General features: G+C 67.3%; 14 protein-coding genes and 1 pseudogene. All 15 read left to right on the top strand.

The genetic code is table 11. The annotated features are described in order from the left end of the window. Positions 1-172: 172 nt before the first annotated feature. Positions 173-1,366: a UDP-galactopyranose mutase gene (gene glf, locus ACWEOI_RS04825; RefSeq protein WP_433669714.1), complete on the top strand. Its 1,194-nt coding sequence runs from the start codon at positions 173-175 to the stop codon at positions 1,364-1,366. After that, positions 1,366-3,321 (top strand): glycosyltransferase, encoded by a 1,956-nt coding sequence (locus tag ACWEOI_RS04820; RefSeq protein WP_433669716.1) that lies wholly within the window; start codon positions 1,366-1,368, stop codon positions 3,319-3,321. The genes glf and ACWEOI_RS04820 overlap by 1 nt, the downstream gene beginning before the upstream one ends. A 137-nt stretch (positions 3,322-3,458) precedes the next feature. Continuing rightward, positions 3,459-3,902 carry a phosphatase PAP2 family protein gene (locus tag ACWEOI_RS04815; protein WP_452359194.1) on the top strand — a complete coding sequence of 148 codons (444 nt, stop codon included), beginning with the start codon at positions 3,459-3,461 and terminating at the stop codon, positions 3,900-3,902. Positions 3,903-3,928: 26 nt separating this feature from the next. After that, on the top strand, positions 3,929-4,876 hold the full coding sequence (locus ACWEOI_RS04810) for a decaprenyl-phosphate phosphoribosyltransferase (protein ID WP_433669718.1): 948 nt from the start codon (positions 3,929-3,931) through the stop codon (positions 4,874-4,876). Between the two features lie 46 nt (positions 4,877-4,922). Then, complete coding sequence (zomB, locus tag ACWEOI_RS04805) at positions 4,923-6,848, top strand: flagellar motor control protein ZomB (protein ID WP_452359193.1); 1,926 nt, start codon at positions 4,923-4,925, stop codon at positions 6,846-6,848. Positions 6,849-7,079: 231 nt separating this feature from the next. Further along, entirely contained in the window at positions 7,080-8,144 is a 1,065-nt protein-coding gene (locus ACWEOI_RS04800; RefSeq protein ID WP_452358958.1) for an alpha/beta hydrolase, read from the top strand. 205 nt (positions 8,145-8,349) lie between these two features. Continuing rightward, positions 8,350-9,438, top strand: a complete 1,089-nt coding sequence (locus ACWEOI_RS04795) for an alpha/beta hydrolase (protein WP_452358957.1) — start codon at positions 8,350-8,352, stop codon at positions 9,436-9,438. A gap of 174 nt (positions 9,439-9,612) precedes the next feature. Beyond that, on the top strand, positions 9,613-10,659 hold the full coding sequence (locus ACWEOI_RS04790; protein WP_433669723.1) for an alpha/beta hydrolase-fold protein: 1,047 nt from the start codon (positions 9,613-9,615) through the stop codon (positions 10,657-10,659). A gap of 585 nt (positions 10,660-11,244) precedes the next feature. Continuing rightward, a complete protein-coding gene (locus ACWEOI_RS04785) occupies positions 11,245-12,204 on the top strand; it encodes an alpha/beta hydrolase (RefSeq protein ID WP_357275140.1) in 960 nt (319 codons plus the stop codon). A gap of 87 nt (positions 12,205-12,291) precedes the next feature. After that, complete coding sequence (locus tag ACWEOI_RS04780; RefSeq protein ID WP_452358956.1) at positions 12,292-13,302, top strand: alpha/beta hydrolase; 1,011 nt, start codon at positions 12,292-12,294, stop codon at positions 13,300-13,302. Between the two features lie 127 nt (positions 13,303-13,429). Next, complete coding sequence (locus ACWEOI_RS04775) at positions 13,430-14,455, top strand: alpha/beta hydrolase-fold protein (protein ID WP_433669726.1); 1,026 nt, start codon at positions 13,430-13,432, stop codon at positions 14,453-14,455. Positions 14,456-14,597: 142 nt separating this feature from the next. Beyond that, positions 14,598-16,382 (top strand): annotated as a pseudogene (locus ACWEOI_RS04770) (alpha/beta hydrolase-fold protein); the annotation flags it as partial. Positions 16,383-16,872: 490 nt separating this feature from the next. After that, positions 16,873-17,388, top strand: a complete 516-nt coding sequence (locus tag ACWEOI_RS04765; RefSeq protein ID WP_433669727.1) for a DUF732 domain-containing protein — start codon at positions 16,873-16,875, stop codon at positions 17,386-17,388. Beyond that, positions 17,385-18,368: a cutinase family protein gene (locus ACWEOI_RS04760; protein ID WP_433592406.1), complete on the top strand. Its 984-nt coding sequence runs from the start codon at positions 17,385-17,387 to the stop codon at positions 18,366-18,368. Before ACWEOI_RS04765 ends, ACWEOI_RS04760 begins: the two co-directional genes overlap by 4 nt. Positions 18,369-18,780: 412 nt before the next feature. Then, positions 18,781-20,703: a long-chain-fatty-acid--AMP ligase FadD32 gene (fadD32, locus tag ACWEOI_RS04755; RefSeq protein WP_433592407.1), complete on the top strand. Its 1,923-nt coding sequence runs from the start codon at positions 18,781-18,783 to the stop codon at positions 20,701-20,703. Positions 20,704-20,748 lie beyond the last annotated feature (45 nt).

Raw genomic sequence — 20,748 nt, 5'->3', positions numbered from 1 at the left:
TCGAGTCGATATGTAATACAGCTTTCATGACGCAACTGTCTGCCGTTTCGTGAACGCTGAGCGAAAACCACGCGACGAATCCCATTCGCCGGGATGGCCTGGGCCACCCCTGCCCGCCGCCCCCGCCGGAGCCCACGCGCGTCCCCGGGCAGTGCCGGTAGTCTGGGCGACCGTGACCGTCGCATCCCCCTTCGATCTGATCGTTGTCGGCTCCGGCTTCTTCGGGCTGACCATCGCCGAACGCACCGCCAACCTGCTCGGAAAGCGGGTTCTGGTGGTTGAACGCCGCTACCACTTGGGTGGCAACGCGTACTCGGAGGCGGATCCCGAAACCGGCATCGAAATCCACAAGTACGGCGCCCACCTCTTCCACACCTCCAACAAGCGGGTGTGGGACTACGTGAACCAGTTCACCGAGTTCACCGGGTACCAGCACCGCGTCTTCGCCAAGCACAAGGGCCAGGCGTACCAGTTCCCCATGGGCCTGGGTCTGCTCTCGCAGTTCTTCGGCCGCTACTTCACGCCCGACGAGGCGCGCGCGCTGATCGCCGAGCAGTCCGCGGAGATCGAGACCAAGGACGCCTCCAACCTCGAAGAGAAGGCCATCTCCCTGATCGGCCGCCCGCTCTACGAGGCATTCATCCGTGACTACACCGCCAAGCAGTGGCAGACCGACCCGAAGGAGCTCCCGGCCGGGAACATCACCCGCCTGCCGGTCCGCTACACCTTCGACAACCGCTACTTCAACGACGACTACGAGGGCCTGCCGAAGAACGGCTACACCGCGTGGCTGTCGAAGATGGCCGAGAACGACCTCATCGAGGTCCGTGTCGACACCGAATGGTTCGACGTGCGCGACGAGATCCGCGCCCAGAACCCGGACGCCCCGGTCGTCTACACCGGCCCGCTGGACGCCTACTTCGACTACGCCGAAGGCGAACTCGGCTGGCGCACCATCGATTTCGAGACCGAGGTGCTCGAAACCGGTGACTTCCAGGGCACTTCGGTGATGAACTACAACGACGCGGATGTCCCCTTCACCCGCATCATCGAGCCGCGCCACTTCCACCCCGAGCGCGACTACCCGGCCGACAAGACGGTCATCATGCGCGAGTTCTCGCGCTTCGCCCAGACCGGCGACGAACCGTACTACCCCATCAACACCCCCGACGACCGCGCCAAGCTGCTGGCCTACCGCGAGCGCGCCAAGGCCGAGACCGCGTCGGCGAAGGTGCTGTTCGGCGGCCGTCTGGGCACCTACCAGTACCTGGATATGCACATGGCCATCGGCGCCGCGCTCAGCATGTTCGACAACGTGCTGCGCCCGCACCTGGAATCCGGCGCGCCGCTGGTGGACGAGGCCTGATGACCGCCCAACTCACGCGGGAAGACATGAGCACCGAGACTCGCGCCGTATCCCTGCTCCAGCGCATCATCCTGCCCCGGCCGGGTGAACCGCTGGACGTCCGCAAGCTGTACCTCGAGGAATCCGACACCAATTCCCGTCGCGCGCACGCCATCACGCGCACCGCGCTGGCCATCGGCGCGGAGTCGGAGGTGTCGTTCTGCACCTACTTCAACGCGGTTCCGGCCAGCTACTGGCGGCGCTGGAGCGTGCTGAAGTCGGTCGTGTTGCGTCTGGAACTGTCCGGCCACGGCCGCGTCGACGTCTACCGCTCCAAGGCCGACGGCTCCCGAATCCACGTGCAGGGCAATGAGTTCAGCACGCCGGGCGAGGGCGCGGCCGCCGCGGACTTCGTCGAGTTCGAGGTGGATCTGGGCCCGTTCGAGGACGGCGGCTGGATCTGGTTCGACATCACCACCGACAGCCACGTCGAAATGCGCAGCGGCGGCTGGTACGCGCCCATCGAGGCGCCGGGTGAGGGCAGCATCGCCGTCGGCATGCCGACCTTCAACCGCCCCACCGACGCGGTCAAGACGCTGACCGCGCTGGGCTCCGACCCGCTGGTGCTGGAGAAGATCAAGGCCGTCATCATCCCCGACCAGGGCACCAGGAAGGTCGTGGACGAGCCCGGCTTCAGCGAGGCCGCGGCCCGCCTGGCCGGTCGCCTCGCCATCCACGACCAGCCCAACCTCGGCGGTTCCGGCGGCTACAGCCGCGTCATGTACGAGGCGCTCAAGACCACCGACGCCGAGTACATCGTCTATATGGACGACGACATCGAGATCGAGCCGGACTGCATCCTGCGCGCGCTGGCCTTCTCGCGTTTCGCCAAGTCGCCCATCCTGACCGGCGGCCAGATGCTCAACCTGCAGGAGCGCTCGCACCTGCACGTGATGGGCGAGGTGGTGGACCGCTCCATCTTCATGTGGACCGCGGCCCCCAATGTCGAGTACGACCACGACTTCGCCAAGAACCCGCTGCGCGACCGCGACAACTCCAAGCTGCTGCACCGGCGCATCGACGTCGACTTCAACGGCTGGTGGACCTGCGTCATCCCGCGCCGGGTCGCCGAGGAGATCGGGCAGCCGCTGCCGCTGTTCCTCAAGTGGGACGACGCCGAATACGGTTTGCGCGCAAGGGAACACGGCTACCCGACGGTCACCCTGCCGGGCGCCGCGGTGTGGCACATGGCCTGGTCCGACAAGGACGACGCCATCGACTGGCAGGCCTACTTCCACCTGCGCAACCGCCTGGTGGTCGCGTCGCTGCACCTGCCCAACGACGGCCGCCCGATGGTGGTCAACACCGTCAAGGCCACGCTGAAACACCTGCTGTGCCTGGAGTATTCGACGGTCGCCATCCAGAACGAGGCGATCCGCGACTACCTCGCCGGACCGGAGAAGCTGTTCGAGCTGCTGCCGACCGCGCTGGGCAAGGTGCACGCCATGCGCAAGGAATACCCGGACGCGGTCGTGGTGCCGTCCTCCACCGAACTGCCCCTGGCCTCACGCGCCGAGGTCGGCGCGGTCGGCGAGCCGGGCAACCCCATCGCCAAGGTGGTGCGCCTCGGCAAGGGTGTGCTGCACAACTTCCGCAAGGCCAACCCGAAGCACCACGACACCCCGCAGCTGAACGTGCCGACCCTGGACGCGCGCTGGTTCCTGCTCTCGCAGGTCGACGGAGTCACCGTCACCACCGCCGACGGCCGCGGCGTGGTCTACCGTAAGCGGGATCCGCGCAAGGCCAAGGAGCTGTTCACCGAGGCCATGCGCCTGCGCAAGGAGCTGGCCGAGCGCTTCCCGGAGGTGCGCGAGCAGTATCGTCGCGCGCACGCGCATCTCACCAGCCAGGCCGCGTGGGAGAACGTCTTCGGTATCGACGCTTCCGCCGCCCAGACGAGGAATGAGCCCAAATGACGGCTGCACAGCCAGCTTCCGGCGTGGACCGCGGACTGCACGCGGTCCCGGACGCGCCGGCGACTCCGGCCGCGTCCCCGGCCGAGGTCAAGATTCTCAACCTGGTGCAGGGCACCATCGGGCAGAACCCGGCGGTCATGAAGGCCGCCCGCGGCATGTCCCACTTCGGTGAGCACTCGCTGGGCTGGATCGGCATCGCCGCGGTCGGCGCGCTGGTCGACAAGCCGCGCCGTCGCCAGTGGGCCGGGGTCGCGGTCGGCGCGTTCGGCGCGCACGCCGCGTCGGTCGTGATCAAGCGTGTGGTCCGGCGCCCCCGCCCGAACCATCCGTCCGTGCAGGTCAACGTGTCGACGCCGTCGAAGCTCAGCTTCCCGTCCTCGCACGCCACTTCGACCACGGCGGCGGCTGTGTTGCTCGGCCGACTGACCGGGCTACCCTTGCCTGCGGTGCTCGTCCCGCCGATGCTGCTCTCGCGGGTGGTCCTCGGTGTGCATTACCCCTCCGACGTGCTGGCGGGTTCCGCGCTGGGCGCAGCATCAGCCGCCGCCGTGCTCGCCGCCGAAAAGAGACTCGCGAAGTGACCGCCCAGGAAGAAGCCATCGTTGACATGAGCGAAGAGCCGACCAGCACCGACCTAGCAGAGGCGGTCGTCAAGGGACCGCCGAAGACGTTGGGCGGCGGCTTGATCAAGGCCATGCGCCCGCGCCAGTGGATCAAGAACGTGCTGGTCCTGGCCGCGCCGCTGGCGGCCGGCAAGACCGCCGCGGGCGATCTGGTGATCAGCGACGTGTCGGTGCTCGGGCACGTGGCCCTGGCGTTCGTGGTGTTCTGCATGGCGGCGTCGGGCATCTACCTGGTCAACGACGCGCTCGACGTGGAAGCCGACCGCGCCCACCCGACCAAGCGTTTCCGGCCCATCGCGGCCGGCGTGGTGCCGGTGAACCTGGCCTACGCGCTCTCGGCGGTGTTGCTGGTCGGCTCGATCCTGCTGTCGTTCGCCGCGAATTGGCATCTGGCCGTGGTGATGGCGGTCTACGTCAGCATCCAGCTGGCCTACTGCTTCGGCCTCAAGCACCAGGCGGTGCTGGACATCTGCATCGTGTCGTCGGGCTTCGTGCTGCGCGCGGTCGCCGGTGGCGTGTCCTCGGATATCCGTCTGTCGCAGTGGTTCCTGCTGATCATGGCGTTCGGTTCGCTGTTCATGGCGGCCGGAAAGCGCTACGCCGAACTGAAGTACGCGCTCGACACCGGCGCGAAGATCCGCAAGTCGCTGGAGTACTACACACCGACCTACCTGCGTTTCGTGTGGACCCTGTCGGCCACCGCGGTGGTCGTGTTCTACGGTCTGTGGGCGTTCGAGCAGGATCGCGCCAAGGACACCATCTGGTTCGCCATCTCCATGATTCCGTTCGTCATCGCCATCATGCGGTACGCGGTGGACGTCGACGGCGGCGAAGCGGGTGAGCCGGAAGAGATCGTCCTGGGGGACCGGGTCCTCCAGTTCCTCGCAGTCGTCTTGACGGGAGCTCTGGGTGTCGCTGTCTATCTCACCTGACGTGGTAGAGGGAGAAGAGCGAGAGACGGGCGCGCCGACGGCACAATTGCCGGTCGGTCGCGCCCGTCGGCGTGCGGATGACTCCGCGCGCGGTTTCTCGCGACTATCCCGAGCCACGTTCATCGGTGGGATCGCACTGACCGCGACACTGTTCGCGGCCGGTGCGTGGCAGCGGCGCTGGATCGCCGACGACGGCCTGATCGTTCTCCGCACGGTGCGAAACCTGCTGGCGGGCAACGGTCCGGTCTTCAATGTCGACGAACGCGTAGAGGCCAATACCAGCACGGCCTGGACCTACATCGTCTACTTCTTCAGCTGGCTGACCCAGGCCCGGCTGGAATACGTGGTGCTCGGGATCGCGCTCACGCTGTCGGTGCTGGCCATCGTGTTCGCGATGCTCGGCACCGCCCGGCTGTGGGGCGGAACGGGTTCCGCGCTGCTGCTTCCGGCGGGCGTGCTGGTCTACATCGCCCTGCCCCCGGCTCGCGACTACGCCACCTCCGGACTGGAGTCCTGCCTCGTCATCTTCTGGCTGGCGGTGCTCTGGTGGGGAATGGTGCGCTGGAGTCAGGCCGAGAAGGTACGCCCCGCGGGCTTTCTCGCGCTCGTCTTCTTCGCCGGATTGGCCCCGCTGATCCGCCCGGAGATGACACTGGTCGGCGCGCTCGCGCTGCTCATGCTGTTCTGCGCCCCGGCGCCCGAGACCCGCTTGCGGCCGTGGCAGTTCCGGGTGCTGATCGTGGCGGTCGCGGGTCTGCTGCCCGTGGCGTACCAGATCTGGCGGATGGGCTACTACGCCCTGCCCTACCCGAACACCGCGGTGGCCAAGGACGCCGGCGGCGCGAAGTGGGGTCAGGGCCTGGTCTATCTGTGGGATCTGGTCGGGCCGTACTGGCTGTGGTTGCCGCTGCTGGTGCTGCTGGTGGCCGGTGTGGTGGTCGGGCGGCAGCGCCGCGACCAACTCTCCGTTTCCTATCACGCGGGCGAATCCCGGAAACCCGGATGGCGCGGGCGAATTGACAGTTTCAGCCACTGGCTGCGGACCCCCGCCGCGGTGGTCGCGCTCATGCTGGGCAGCGGATTCGTGCTCACCGTCTACGAGATCCGGGTCGGCGGCGACTTCATGCACGGTCGCATGCTGCTGCCGCAGGTGTTCTGCCTGATCCTGCCCGTCGCGGTGCTGCCGCTGCGGCTGCCGCGCACGATGGCGGCGGGCGAGACCGGAATGCGCCGACTGGACTGGGCTTTCGTGGTCGTGCTGGCCGCGTTCGCCGGAACCACGGGGTGGGCGCTGTTCGCGGCCGACACCACGGCGATCACCACCGGCACCAAGATCCGGGCCAACGGCATCGTGGACGAGCGAATCTACTACGTGCTCAACACCGGCCACGACCACCCGATCCGCGCCGAGGACTACCTGGACTATCCGCGCATCCGCGCCATGGTCCGGGACATCGAGAATTCGAAGGACGGCGCGCTGCTGCTCAGCTCGCCCTCGTTCACGAACTGGTACCTGGTGCCCGCACCGGTCCCCGAGGGCAATCAGGAACACGTGGTGTTCTTCCTGAATCTCGGTATGACCAGCATGAACGTCCCGCTGGAGGTACGCGTCATCGATCAGATGGGCCTGGCGTATCCGCTTGCCTCGCACACCGATCGACTGACCGACGGCCGCATCGGCCACGACAAGAACCTCTACTCCGACTGGGTGGTCGTGGACGCCGGCATGGTGGACAAGCACCCGTGGATGCCGTGGTTCCTGGACGAGAAGTGGACCACGCAGGCGCGGACCGCGTTGTCCTGCCCGGCCACCCAGGACATGCTGGCCTCGGTGCGCGCGCCGCTGACCTTCGACCGCTGGCGGCACAACCTGGTGCAGTCGCTCGATTTCGCCAAGTACCGGATCGATCGGGTCCCGAAGTACGAGATTCAGCGCTGCGGATTGGTCGATCCGACCGAGCCGCCGAAGTAACCGGACAGCACAGCAGCCCCGTATCCATCGCGGATACGGGGCTGCTGTGCGCAGTACTCCAATTGATTTGGGCGTTTTGTCACGAACTGAAGATGAAATTTGAAATTCTGTCTCAATTAGGTAACGCCTGGTGGGGGTTTCCGCGATACGCTACTCGGCAGGCCGCTGCGGGTGATCTCTTCCTATGTGTCACAGCGGATGTCATGAGTTTGGAAGGGCCGGAACAACACGATGCCTAGCGCTGCCACTGTGGGTGGGAAACGGGGAACTCGACCGCGGCGAGCGTGGTTCACGAGGGCGACATTCGGCCTGGCCATGGCGCTGATGCTGCCGTTCGGGGCATCGGTCGCCGGCACCGGCGGCACCGCGCAGGCGGCTCTGAATCCGGCCGGTTTCGATTTCTACGTGGATTCCGCGATGGGCCCGATCAAGTCGCGCGTCTTCCGCGCCAATGACGGCAATACCAATCGCGTGGTCTACCTGCTCGACGGCATGCGTGCCCGCGAGGACCTGAACGGCTGGGAGATCGAGACCAATGTCGCCCAGGCGTTGATGGACGCCAATATCAATGTGGTGATGCCGGTCGGCGGCGCGTCCAGCTTCTACGCCGACTGGACCCAGCCCAGCACCTTCCTGGGCATGAAGCCCGGGACCGCGCCGGGCGACGTGACCGGTTCCGGCGCCTCGTCGGTGTTCTCGGGTGGTCCGGGCAAGTCCTACACCTACAAGTGGGAAACCTTCGTCACCAGCGACCTGCGCAACGCGCTGCGGGATCGGCTGGGCTTCAGCCCGAACCGCAACGGTGTGGTCGGCGTGTCCATGAGCGGCAGCGCCGCGCTCATGCTGGCGGCTTTCCATCCCGACCAGTTCAGTTACGCCAGTTCGAATTCGGGTGTGCCGAATATGAGCACGCCCGGCATGCGGGCGGCGATCCGCGCCGCGATGCTGGACTGCGGTGGTTACAACGTGGATGCCCTGGCTTCGTCGGAGTCCAAGTGGCAGCACCTCGACCCGGCCGTGTTCGCAACGCGGTTGAAGGCCAACAACACCCGGCTGTGGATCTCCGCGGCGAGCGCCATTCCGGGCGGCGGTGACATCTCCGCGATGGCCACCAAGGAAGGCATGGGCATCGAGGCGGTGGCGCTGGCGAGCACTCGGATGTTCCAGGCCCGCTTGGCCGTTGTCGGTCTCGGAAATGTCGCCTACGACTTCCCGCCCACCGGCATCCACAACTGGCACACCTGGGAGCCGCAACTCATCAAGCAGTTGCCGGATTTGTCCTCTCATATCGGCTGACATACGTCCCTTTGTCTCGAGTCCTGTATCAATGAGCAGCTCAGGGCACGTTTCCGTCGAATAGTGGCGCCGGTCACTTCTGTCACGAACCGATAACGAACACCTCTCCAACGCACGATAGGCTCCCCGAGACCTTCCGCCGGGAGATGACGGACCGGCGGGAATTGCACGGATATGAACAGGACACGAAAGGCCGGACGAAGGCATGCGAGGCGAGTGGGTTAGACGTCCATCAATGGGCGGCGGATGGTTGAAACGATCGGCACTCGGGCTCGCCGCGGCCCTCATGGTTCCCCTGGGTGCGACGGTGGCCGGGGTCGGCGGGGTCGCGCACGCGGCCTTCAACCCCTCCGGGTTCGACTTCTGGGTCGACTCGGCCAGCATGGGCCCGGTCAAGACCCGCGTGTTCCGCGCGGCTGACGGCAACACTGCCCGCGTCGTCTACGCCCTCGACGGTATGCGTGCCACCCAGATCCTCAACGGCTGGGAGAACGACACCGACGTCGTCCGCGCGCTGACCGCCGCGAACATCAACGTGGTCATGCCGGTCGGCGGCGAGTCCAGCTTCTACGCCGACTGGGCCGAGCCCAGCTCCATCCTCGGCATCGGCGGCGGCAGCGGCTCGGCCGGTTCCTCCTCGGGCTCCGCCTCGGGCTCGCAGTCGGGTTCCGGCGCGTTCGGCCTGTTCGCCGGCGGCCCGGGCAAGAGCTACCGCTACACCTGGGAAACCTTCATCACCCAGGACCTCCGCAACGCGCTGCGCGACCGGCTGGGCTTCAACCCCAACCGCAACGGCGTGTTCGGCCTGTCCATGGGTGGTTCGGGCGCGCTGACCCTGGCCGCCTACCACCCGGACCAGTTCAGCTACGCGGGCTCGTTCTCGGGCTACCTGAACGTCTCCGCGCCGGGCATGCGTGAGGCCATCCGCGTCGCCATGATCGACGCCGGCGGCTACAACGTGGACTCGATGGCCCCGCCGTGGGGTCAGCAGTGGCTGCGCATGGACCCGTTCGTGTTCGCGCCGCGCCTGATCGCCAACAACACCCGCCTGTGGATCTCCGCCGCCAGCGCCATCCCGGCCGCCGGTGACGTCTCCGGCGTCATGTCGGTCATCCAGGGCATGCCGCTGGAGGCGCTCGCGCTCGCCAACACCCGGGCCTTCCAGGTCCGGATGGCCACCCTGGGCGCGCAGAACGTCACCTACGACTTCCCGGCCAGCGGTGTGCACAACTGGCGGAACTGGGAGGCCGAGGTCTACCGGATGCTCCCGGACCTCTCCAACAACATCGGCTAGAACACCGCGCTTCAGCGCGTCAAGTCCCCCGGGCGTAGGTCAAGATCTGGACTCGCCCGGGGGACTCGTGCGTCGACACGCCCGACACGCCGACGCGGACGTCCGATACTTGAGCGGTTCCGAAGAGAAGATCGTTCTGCTGGATCGTCTGTGCTCCGATGAGAGGCTGGGTCGATGCGGGTGCGTGGCTTCAAACGAACTGTGCTGGGTATCGCAACGGCGATGTTGCTGCCACTAGGCGCCGGGGTGGTCGTCTCCCCGCCCGCATCAGCCGGTTTCAATCCCTCGGGATTCGACTTCTGGGTCGATTCTCCCGAGATGGGCCCGATCAAGTCGCGGATCTTCCCAGCCGCCGACGGGAATACCAACCGCGTCGTCTACGTGCTCGACGGCGAACGCGCCCAGGGCGACCTGAACGGCTGGGAGATCAACACCAATGTCGCCGAGGTCCTGCAGAGCTGGAACATCAATGTGGTGATGCCGGTCGGCGGCCAGTCCAGCTTCTACGCGGACTGGGATTCGCCCAGTTCCTTCTTCGGCCTCGCACCCGGCAGCGGCTCGTCCGCGCGGAATTCCGGATCCGGCATGACCGAGGCGCTGGGCAGCGGTGAGGGCAAGAGCTACCGCTACACCTGGGAATCGCTGCTCACCAATCAGCTGCGCTGGGGATTGCGGGATCGCCTGGGCTTCAATCCGAATCGCAATGGCGTGTTCGGATTGTCGATGGGCGGCAGTGCCGCGCTCACGCTGTCGGCGTACCACCCCGACCAATTCAGTTTCGCCGGATCATTCTCCGGTTATCTGAACATTTCCGCGCCGGGTATGCGCGAGGGCATTCGCGCGGCCATGATCGACGCCGGCGGTTACAACGTCGACTGCATGGCACCGCCGTGGGGCCCGCAGTGGTTGCGCATGGATCCGTTCGTCTTCGCGCCCACCCTGATCGCGAACAACACTCGCGTCTGGGTCTCGGCCGGCAGCGGCCTGCCGATGCAGCAGGACCTGAACATTCCGTTCGGCGCGGCCGCAGACCGCATCGTTCGAGGCACCCCGCTGGAGGCGTTGGCGCTGGCCAATACCCGCGCGTTCCAGGTCCGCATGATGACCCTGGGCGCGGGCAACGTGGTCTACGACTTCCCGCCCGCCGGGCTGCACGCCTGGACCAACTGGCAGGAAGACGCGTACCGGATGATTCCGGACATGTCGGCGAATATCGGCTGACGTCCGAAATCCGCGCCACCGCAACACGGTTCGACACGAGTTCGCCCGATGTTCGATCAGCGGCATGAGACCGAGTCTCATGCCGCTGTTTTGTTGTGCCTGGTCGGAGCGTGTGCGAGGCATTGCCCGTGCATCGGAGACATTGCCGGCCAGCTGGATTGGAGGCTGCCGATTACCGGCTGAGCTGTTGTCATAGGAATGGCGAATAGACGGGTGAGTGACACAAGTCACTGGTGTTGAATCGCTGTTTGTGCATAGGCGAAATGCGAGTTCGTGTACGCGTCGGATGCGGTTCCCGTCAGTGCCGCGACACTCGCGAGTCGGCGTGTTTCTCATTGTGCCGAAAGATCATTCGGTCCTGTTGCCGAGAGTGGGCTCCGTGACATATTGTCACGCGGAACCAATCTGATGAGGTTGTCGGGGATCTCGCTGTCCGGTGATGTCGCGGCCGATGTCGGCTGCACTCATGGGGCGGGTTGGCCGTCAGCAGCGAAGTAGCCGGAGTAAAAGAAAGCAGGATTCATGAGGTTCGGCAGGAACGGGGGGAGTACTGCGGCGCGTCCGACACGCGGTGCGGGTACATGGATGAGGCGGACGCTGGTCGCATCGGTCGCCGCTCTCGCACTGCCGGTGGTGGTGGGCGGCGCTCCGGCGCAGGCCCTGCCCGCTCATGGCATCACCCACCGGATGAACCCGGGCGCCACCGAGGACCTGATGGTTCCCTCGAGCATGGGCCCGATCAAGGTCCAGGTCCAGTGGGCCCGCAACGGCGGCAACGGCGCGCTCTACATGCTCGACGGCATGGCCGCGCGTGACGACCGCAACGCGTGGAGCTTCGAGACCAACGCCAACCAGCAGTTCTCGAACGACGACATCACCCTGGTGATGCCGGTCGGTGGTCAGTCGAGCTTCTACACCGACTGGCTGGCCCCGAGTAACACCAACGGCCAGAAGTTCACCTACAAGTGGGAGACCTTCCTGACCAAGGAGCTGCCCGCCTTCCTCGAGGGCTACGGCGTCTCCCGCACCAACAACGCGGTCGTCGGTCTGTCGATGAGCGGTGGCGCCGCGCTCGCGCTGGCCGCCTTCCACCGCGACCAGTTCAAGTGGGCCGGCTCGTACTCCGGCGCGCTGAACGTCTCCGCCCCCGGTATGCGGGAGGCCCTGCGCGTGGCCGTCCTGCGCTGGGGCGCCTACAACATCGACTCGATGGCGCCGCCGTGGAGCCCGCAGTGGCTGCGCATGGACCCGTTCGTGTTCGCCCCGCAGCTGCGTGGCCTGCCGATGCGTATCTCGGCCGGTGGCGCGCTGCCCGGTGAGTTCGACCGGCCGGCCAATGTCGGCGCGGTGTTCGACACCGGCGTCGGTATGGGCATCGAGGCGGTCTGCCTGCTCAACACCCGCTCGTTCCAGGCCCGCCTGGCGCAGCTGGGCATCCCGGCGGACTTCGACTTCCCGGCCACCGGCACCCACTCCTGGAAGTACTGGGAGGCCGAGCTGTGGAAGTCCCGCATCGGCATCCTGCAGGCGCTGCACGCGATCTGATCTTCCGATAGCCCGAATGCCGGTCACCCCCTGGGGTGGCCGGCATTCGCCGTTTCCCGGACGGGTTCGAAAGCTAATGTGGCACAGGTGGTATCGCGACGACGGCGCTCGTGCCGGATCAGGGGGACGGTCGCTATCGCGGCGGCCGTCGCGATAGTGCTCACCGGCGCTCCGGCCGCGGCGGATCCCGCGCCCGCCGCGGCGCCCGTCATCAGTCAGGTCACCCCGCTGGGGGCGAGACGTGTTGCGCTGTGGGTGGATTCGCCCGCCATGCGCGACCGCGTGCAGGTGCAGCTGCTGCTGCCGCGCGATTGGGACGCCCGGCCCGCCGCCAAGTTCCCGGTGCTGTTCCTGCTGGACGGGACGCGGGCCAGCGATCAGGAGAGCGGCTGGACGAAAGAGGCTGGGGCGCAGTCGTTCTACGCTGACAAGAACGTGGTGGTCGCCCTGCCCGTCGGTGGCGCGGCGAGCTACTACACCGACTGGAGACAGGCTTCGGAGGGTAAGACAAATCGGTGGGAAACGTTCCTCACCAAGGAATTACCGCCGCTGCTCGAACGCGACTGGCGCACCACCGATGTGCGCGGCATCGCGGGACTGTCGATGGGTGGTGCGGCCGCCATGACGCTGGCCGCGCGGAACAAGGGCTTCGCGCGTTTCGCGGCCTCGTTCTCCGGTCTGCTCACGGCCACGACTATCGGTATGCCGCAGGCGATCCAGCTCGCGCAGCGGGCGGCGGGGGAGAACAACGCCGACTTCATGTGGGGGCCGCCGGGCGCCGCGGAGTGGTCCGCGCATGATCCCTACGAATTGGCCGAACGGCTCAAGGGCGTCAGCCTCTACATCTCCAGCGGCAGTGGGTCCGGGGGTGTCCGGGGTGGTGCGACGATCCCCGGAGTGAGTACCGACTGGTCCGGTACGGCGCTGGAAATCCTGGCGCGCATGTCATCCCGGCAATTCGCCGCGAAACTCGACAAATTGAGCATTCCGGTCTCGGTGAACTACCGGGCGGCCGGCACGCACGCCTGGCCGTACTGGGATTTCGAGATGCGACAGTCCTGGCCGCAGGCCGCGGCCGCGCTCGGTGTGGAGCGGTGATCGAAACACGCGCCTGCTGAACGGGATACCCGCCGGTTACCTCCGAGCCGTCTGTAGAGTGCACCGTTGTCCGTGACTCCCGTCACGTCGGTGTGGTTCCCCCCTGCGGTTCAGGAGATCGATCTCTATGGCAGTACAGGGCGCTTCGTCATGCCCACAGCACGGTTCGGTTCGGCTCACCACGCGCGCTCGCGTCCGAAGGTTCTGGCGGCGCGCCCTGGTCACGGCCCTGTCGGTGGCCGCGGTCCCGGCGTTGGCCGGGCCCGCGGCCGCCATGCCCACGCACCCGGTGCATCGCACCCCCGAGGGCGGATTCGAGGAGCTGTACGTCCCCTCGAGCATGGGTCCGATCAAGGTTCAGGTGCAGTGGGCGCGGCACGGCGGCAACGCCGCGCTGTACCTGCTCGACGGGCTGCGTGCCCGAAATGACTTCAATGCCTGGACTTTCGAGACGGATGCCTTGAAACAGTTCGCCGAGGACAACGTCACCCTGGTGATGCCGGTCGGCGGCCAGTCCAGCTTCTACACCGACTGGCGCGCGCCCTCCTCGACCAACGGTCAGAAGCTCACCTACAAGTGGGAGACCTTCCTGACCGAGGAGCTGCCGGCGTTCCTCGAGGGCTACGGCGTCTCCCGCACCAACAACGCGGTGGCAGGACTGTCCATGGGCGGCTCGGCGGCGCTGGCGCTGGCCGCCTACCACCGCGACCAGTTCAAACACGCGTCCTCGTTCTCGGGCTATCTGAACATCTCCGCGCCCGGGATGCGGGAGGCGATCCGGATCGCCATGCTCGACGCGGGCCGCTTCAATGTGGATTCGATGGCCTGGCCGTGGAGTCCGCAGTGGCTGCGCATGGACCCGTTCGTATTCGCGCCGCAGCTGCGCAATCTGCCGCTGTTCATCTCCGCCTCCTGGGGCGTGCTCGGCCCGCACGACAATCCGGACTCGGCGACCGGAACGTTCAATACCGTGAATGCCGTTGCGCTGGAGTCCTTGTCGATGGTGAACACCATGTCGTTCATAGGCCGCATGGAGCAACTGGGCATCGACGCGCACTACAACCTGCCGGTCCAGGGCACCCACTCCTGGGGCTACTGGCAGGACCAGTTGGCGGAAGCCCGGCCCGACATCCTGGCCGCGCTGGGGGCTTGACGCCCGGCACGGACCGGCAACTGGGCGTTTGCTGCGGAACGGCAGATTTGCGTGTGTCCTACCGGAACTCACAAGGTTCCGGAGGTACAACACTAATGTGGCTGGAGTTGTCCGTGGGATCAGAACAGGGCGCATGCGCAGGATGGCATGCGCCATGGCGGCGGTATTTCCGCTGATAGCGGGCACTTTCTTGGTGCCGGGGGTGGCAAGCGCCGCCCCCGAGGCCCCGGCTCCGGCGGCCTCGGTCCAGAAGATGAACTGGGTGAACGACCACCGGGTCGATGTGTGGGTGAACTCCCCCGCGACCGGTTCCCCCCTCCAGATTCAGCTTTTGCTGCCGCGTGACTGGAACACCAAGCCGGACGCCAAATTCCCGGTCGTCTACATGCTCGACGGCCTGCGCGCGACCGACGACGAGAACGGCTGGACCAAGGACGCGGGCGCGGCCGGCTTCTACGCCGACAAGAACGCCCTGGTGGTGCTGCCCGTCGGTGGCCAGTCCAGCTTCTACGCCGACTGGCTGGCCCCCGACAACGGCCACAACTACCAGTGGGAGACCTTCCTGGTGAAGGAACTCCCGCCGCTGCTGGAGAGCCAGTTCCGGGCCACCGATGTGCGTGCGGTGGAGGGCCTCTCGATGGGCGGCACCGCCGCCATGATGCTGGCCGCGCGCAATCCGGGCTGGGTCCGCTCGGCCTCCTCCTACTCCGGGTTCCTCACCCTGACCTCGCTGGGCATGCCGCAGGCGGTCAACTTCGCCATGCACGACGCGGGCGGCTTCGACTCGTCGAAGATGTTCGGTCCGCCCACCAGCGCCGCCTGGAAGGAACACGACCCCTACGAGCAGGCCGAGAAGCTCAAGGGCACCGCGCTGTACGTCTCCAGTGGCAACGGCGTCGCGGGCGCCACCGACCCGCTGTCCGACATTCCCGGTATCAGCACCAACTACGCGGGCCTCGGGCTCGAAGTGCTGTCGCGGCTGAGCACCCAGAACTTCGTGGCCAAACTCAGCAAGCTGAACATCCCGGTCTCGGTGAACTACCGCGCCTCCGGCACCCACACCTGGCCGTACTGGGATTTCGAGATGCGTCAGGCCTGGCCGCAGACCGCGGCCGCGCTCGGCGTGGACTCCACCCCGCCCAACTGCAGGACCGGTGGCGCGATCGCCCCGGTGGTGCAGGGAAACAACTGGCTCGGCGACTGCCTCACCGGCGAATACCCGACGACCGGCGGCGTCGGCCAGGACTTCCGCGGCGGCCGGGTGATGTTCTCGCAGGGCACCGGCGCGCAGCCGGTCGCGGGCGCGATCGGCGGCAGTTACGCCGGACTGGGCGGCGCCACCGGCGCTCTCGGCTTCCCGACCGGCGGCGAGGGCGGACTGCCCGACGGCCGCGGCCGGGTGCAGCACTTCCAGAACGGATCCATCTACTGGACCCCGCAGACCGGAGCCCAGGCGGTGCGCGGCGCGATCCTCGACGAATGGGCCCGGCAGGGCTTCGAGTACGGCCCGGCGGGCTACCCGAACGGGCAGGAGGCGCGCACGCCCCAGAAGGACGGCGTGATCCAGAGTTTCGAGAACGGTCCGGTGTACTTCACCGCCAAGACCGGCGCGCATCTGGTGCAGGGCCTGATCCTGGGCAAGTACTCCCAGCTCGGATTCGAGAGCGGCCCTTACGGTTTCCCGACCAGCGGTGAGCAGGGGCTGCGCGACTTCGGCCGCTACAGCGCCTTCGAGGGCGGCAATATCTACTGGAGCCCGCTCTCGGGCGCCTGGGGTGTGCGCACCGGTCAGATCATGGACGCCTGGGGCGCGACCGGATTCGAGAACGGACCGCTCGGCTTCCCGATCTCCGACGAGGGCCAGACCCCGGGTGGCCTGCAGCAGACCTTCCAGGGCGGCACCATCACCATCCACGACGGCCGCGCCGTCGCGGCCACCTTCGACGGGCGGCCCATCGCCATCCCCGGCAGCGAGGCGCCCAAGCCCGACCCGGCTCCGGCGGCGGCTCCGGCCGCCACTCCGGCGCCGGCTCCCGCGAACGCCCCGGCTCCGGCCCCGGCCGAGGTTCCCGTGCCGGCGGCAGCCGCTCCCGCCCCCGCGGCACCCGCTCCCGCTCCGGCGGCGGCCGCTCCCGCCTCGGTACCGGCCCCGGCGGCCGCTCCGGCTCCGGCCGCGGTCCCGGCTCCGGCGGCGGCTCCGGTCCCGGCCCCGGAACCCACTCCGGCCGAACCGCCGTCCCCGGCACCCATCCCCGCGCTGGGCCCTGAAGTCCGTCCCAACTGAGACTTTTCCGACGAACAGGCCCTAATCGGCCCTAAGAAACGGATGAGGGTCCGTTGTGGTTCGGGCTCCACGTCCGGGTTGCGGCTAGCCTGGGGGCGACCTTTGCCCTTGGACAGAAATAGGAAGCGAATAGATGCACGGAACCCGTGGAAAGGTATTCGGCGTGGTGGCCGCCCTCGCCGCCGCCGGCCTGCTCGCCGCGTGCGGTAGCAATGACTCGACCGCCAAGAGCACTCCCACGCTGAGCGCCACCAAGACCACGGCCGCCGCCTCCGGTGCCGCCACGCCGTCGGCCGATCAGCAGGCCCCCTCGGCCGCGCCCGACGGCGGGACGACCCAGCGCCCGGAGCCGATCCCGAGCCAGTTCCTGACCACACCGCCCGGTTCCCCGGCGCTGACGGACAAGGAGAAGGGCTTCCTCGAGGAGCTGAAGAAGGCCGGCATCACCCCGGGTTCCTCGGACATCGCCATCACCGCGGCGAATCTGGTCTGCCAGGGCAAGGCGGAGAACGCGCCACAGGACCAGATCATCACGTACGTGACCGCCATCGCCGGCTCCGACCCGGCCTTCGATCCGGCCAAGATGTCGGTCGAGCAGGCGGGTAAGACCTACTACGACGTCGCCACGAAGAGCTACTGCAACAAGTGACGACACGACGCCGAAACGGACGACGCCGGACCCGGCCCGTAGGTTGCCTGCTCCTCGCCATCGCCGCGATCGTGATCGTGGTCGTGGTGGCGCTGCTGCTGTGGTACCTGCTGGCTGGCCGGCTGCGGCTGCCCGGCCCCAAGCCGCCGGGACCCACCCGTCCGAGTTCGCAGCCGGCCGCCTGCCCGGATGTGCTGCTGCTGTCCATTCCGGGCACCTGGGAGTCGAACGCCACCGACGACCCCTACAGTCCGACCGCGAACCCGGCGTCGCTGATGTTGAACATCTCCAACCCGATTCGGGCCAAGTTCCCGAACGAACGGCTCGAGGTCTACACCGTTCCCTACGTCGCCCAGTTCTCGAATCCGGTCGCCATTCCGCCGGACGGGCAGGCGTCGTACAACAACAGCCGGTCCGAGGGCGCCAAGCGGGCTTCGGAGAAGCTGGCCAAGACCCACGCCGACTGCCCGCTCACCACCTTCGTGCTGGCGGGCTTCTCGCAGGGCGCGGTGATCGCGGGTGACGTGGCCGCGCAGATCGGCGCGGGCAAGGGCCCGGTGCCCGAGGACCTGGTGCTGGGTGTGACCACCATCGCCGACGGCCGCCGCGATATCGGCGACCCGGGCGAGGCCACGGCCATCGGACCGTCCCCGGCGGGCGTCGGCGCGGAGATCGCGCTGCGGGGGCTGAACGTGCCGGGCATCACCATGACCGGACCGCGCGGCGGCTTCGGCAAGCTGTCCGACCGGGCCTTCACCATCTGCGCCGCAGGCGATTTGATCTGTGATTCGCCCCGGCAGGCGCTCAACCCCGGGAACATCCTCGGCAGCCTGAACATCCTGGTCAAAGCCGCGGGCAACCCGGTCCACAGCCTGTACAACGGCTACCAGGTGGACGACAACGGGACCACCGCCACCCAGTGGACGGTGAACTGGGCCTCCGGTCTCATCGAAAACGCCCCGCACCCAGCGCATACGTGAGTGAATGGTGACCCCCACCGACCAACCCCCCAGTTTGGGGGTCACCCGGTAAAGTGCTCCGGGTTGCGACACTGCCGAGACCCGGTGGGTGCGGCAACTCACATCCCTGTCCTAGTTGTGTCCTATCCGGGGCGCTCCCCACCCATTTGGAGGCATTCGCGCCGGTGAAGCCATAGTCCAGTGGTGTGAGCTGGGAGATGTTCGGCCGCTCCGAAGCATGGCCGGATCGCTCCTCTGTAACATGTCCCTGGCTCGAGAACATCTAGCCAATAGACGGTCACCGCGCAGACCGCAACGAAATTCTGCAGGTTGTCTCTCATGGAGCTCCCGCGGGCGAACACAGTCGGGGCCTCACAGGTAACAGCGGCAAGCAGCCGTTCCATGCCGCGTGTGCCTCGGAGGAGAAGAAGGAATGGACGAGACTTTCGACGATTACCTCGACGAAACGGGGAACATCACGATTCCCGAGGGACGTACCCTCGTCGACTACGTCGAGATGCACACTGCGGGCAATGACGCGAACGACCTTGCCTACCGCTACATCGACTACTCACGCGAGCGCGACGGTGAGTATCAGGACCTCACTTGGAGCCAGTTCGGCACCCGGCTGCGCGCGGTGGCCGCCCGACTGCAGCAGGTGACCAAGCGGGGCGATCGGGTCGCGATCCTGGCCCCGCAGGGCCTGGATTACGTCATCTCCTTCTTCGCGGCGATCTACGCGGGCACCATCTCGGTGCCGCTGTTCGATCCGGACGAGCCGGGCCACACCGACCGGCTGCACGCCGTGCTCGGTGACTGCACGCCGTCGGCGATCCTCACCGCGAGCTCCTCCGCCGCCGGTGTGCGGCAGTTCTTCCGCGCGTTGCCCGCGGCCCAGCGCCCGCGCATCATCGCGGTCGACGCCATCCCCGATAGTGTCGGTGAGTCCTGGATCCGCCCCGACATCCGCGTGGACGACATCGCCTACCTGCAGTACACCTCCGGCTCCACCCGCGTGCCGGCCGGTGTCGAGATCACCCACCGCGGTGTCGGCACCAATGTGCTGCAGATGGTGAACGCGCTTGATCTGAACGAGAACTCGCGCGGTGTGACCTGGCTGCCGCTCTACCACGACATGGGTCTGCTGACGGTGATCCTGCCCGCCGTGGGCGGCAAGTACATCACCATCATGTCCCCGGCCTCCTTCGTGCGCCGCCCCTCGCGCTGGATCAACGAGCTGGCCGCGGTCTCCGACGGCGCCGGAACCTTCGCCGCCGCACCGAACTTCGCGTTCGAGCACGCCGCCGTGCGCGGTCTGCCCAAGGCGGGCGAGTCGCTGGACCTGTCCAACGTGCTCGGCCTGATCAACGGCTCCGAGCCGGTGACCACCACTTCGATGAAGAAGTTCAACGAGGCGTTCGCCCCGTACGGCCTGCCCAAGACCGCCATCAAGCCGTGCTACGGCATGGCCGAGGCCACCCTGTTCGTGTCGGCCACCCGGCACGAGGACGAGGCCAAGGTCATCTACGTGGACCGCACCGAGCTCAACGCCGGTCGCGTGGTGAAGGTCGAGCAGGGCACCGAGAACGCCATCGCCCAGGTCTCCTGTGGTTACGTCTCGCTGTCGCAGTGGGGCGCCATCGTGGACCCGGAGACCGTCGACGATCCCGAGGGCGCGCGTGAGCTCCCCGAGGGTCAGGTCGGCGAGATCTGGTTGCACGGCAACAACATCGGCATCGGCTACTGGGGCCGCGCCGAGGAGACCCAGAAGACCTTCCGGAACCGCCTCACCAACCGCCTGCCCGAGGGCAGCAACGCCGGCGACGTCCCGCTGGACGGCAACTGGCTGCGCACCGGTGACTACGGCGTCTACGTGGACGGCGAGCTGTACATCACCGGCCGCGTCAAGGACCTGGTCATCGTGGACGGCCGCAACCACTACCCGCAGGATCTCGAGTACTCCGCCGAGGAGGCCTCGACCATGCTGCGTGCCGGTTTCATCGCCGCCTTCGCGGTGCCGGCCAACCAGCTGCCCGCCGAGGTCTTCGCGCAGGACAGCCACTCCGGTCTGAGCTACGACGCCGACGATGCCAGCGAACAGCTGGTGATCGTGGCCGAGCGCGGCCCGGGTGCGGGCAAGGCCGATCCGGGTCCGATCGCGGACGCGGTCCGCGCGGCCATCTCCACCCGGCACGGTGTCACCGCACGTGACATCCTCCTCGTGCCCGCCGGGTCGATTCCGCGTACCTCCAGCGGCAAGATCGCGCGTCGGGCCTGCAAGGCGGAGTACATCGGCGGGACGCTGCGGGGTGGTTACAAACAGCAGGCATTCCCCGATGCACCAGACGAGGAGTGAGACGACAGTCTCATAGTTGGATGGCGCGAGCCGATAAGGTTCGCG

The sequence above is a fragment of the Nocardia sp. NPDC004340 genome (assembly GCF_053602575.1).
This window is presented reverse-complemented; position numbering and strand designations above follow the sequence as displayed.

Bases quoted from the DNA above. Each gene is read 5' to 3' on its own strand.
- ACWEOI_RS04820 (WP_433669716.1), top strand. From the start codon at position 1,366: ATGACCGCCCAACTCACGCGGGAAGACATGAGCACCGAGACTCGCGCC.
- ACWEOI_RS04815 (WP_452359194.1), top strand. From the start codon at position 3,459: ATGAAGGCCGCCCGCGGCATGTCCCACTTCGGTGAGCACTCGCTGGGC.
- ACWEOI_RS04810 (WP_433669718.1), top strand. From the start codon at position 3,929: ATGAGCGAAGAGCCGACCAGCACCGACCTAGCAGAGGCGGTCGTCAAG.
- ACWEOI_RS04800 (WP_452358958.1), top strand. From the start codon at position 7,080: ATGCCTAGCGCTGCCACTGTGGGTGGGAAACGGGGAACTCGACCGCGG.
- ACWEOI_RS04795 (WP_452358957.1), top strand. From the start codon at position 8,350: ATGCGAGGCGAGTGGGTTAGACGTCCATCAATGGGCGGCGGATGGTTG.
- ACWEOI_RS04790 (WP_433669723.1), top strand. From the start codon at position 9,613: ATGCGGGTGCGTGGCTTCAAACGAACTGTGCTGGGTATCGCAACGGCG.
- ACWEOI_RS04785 (WP_357275140.1), top strand. From the start codon at position 11,245: ATGAGGCGGACGCTGGTCGCATCGGTCGCCGCTCTCGCACTGCCGGTG.
- ACWEOI_RS04775 (WP_433669726.1), top strand. From the start codon at position 13,430: ATGGCAGTACAGGGCGCTTCGTCATGCCCACAGCACGGTTCGGTTCGG.
- ACWEOI_RS04765 (WP_433669727.1), top strand. From the start codon at position 16,873: ATGCACGGAACCCGTGGAAAGGTATTCGGCGTGGTGGCCGCCCTCGCC.
- fadD32 (WP_433592407.1), top strand. From the start codon at position 18,781: ATGGACGAGACTTTCGACGATTACCTCGACGAAACGGGGAACATCACG.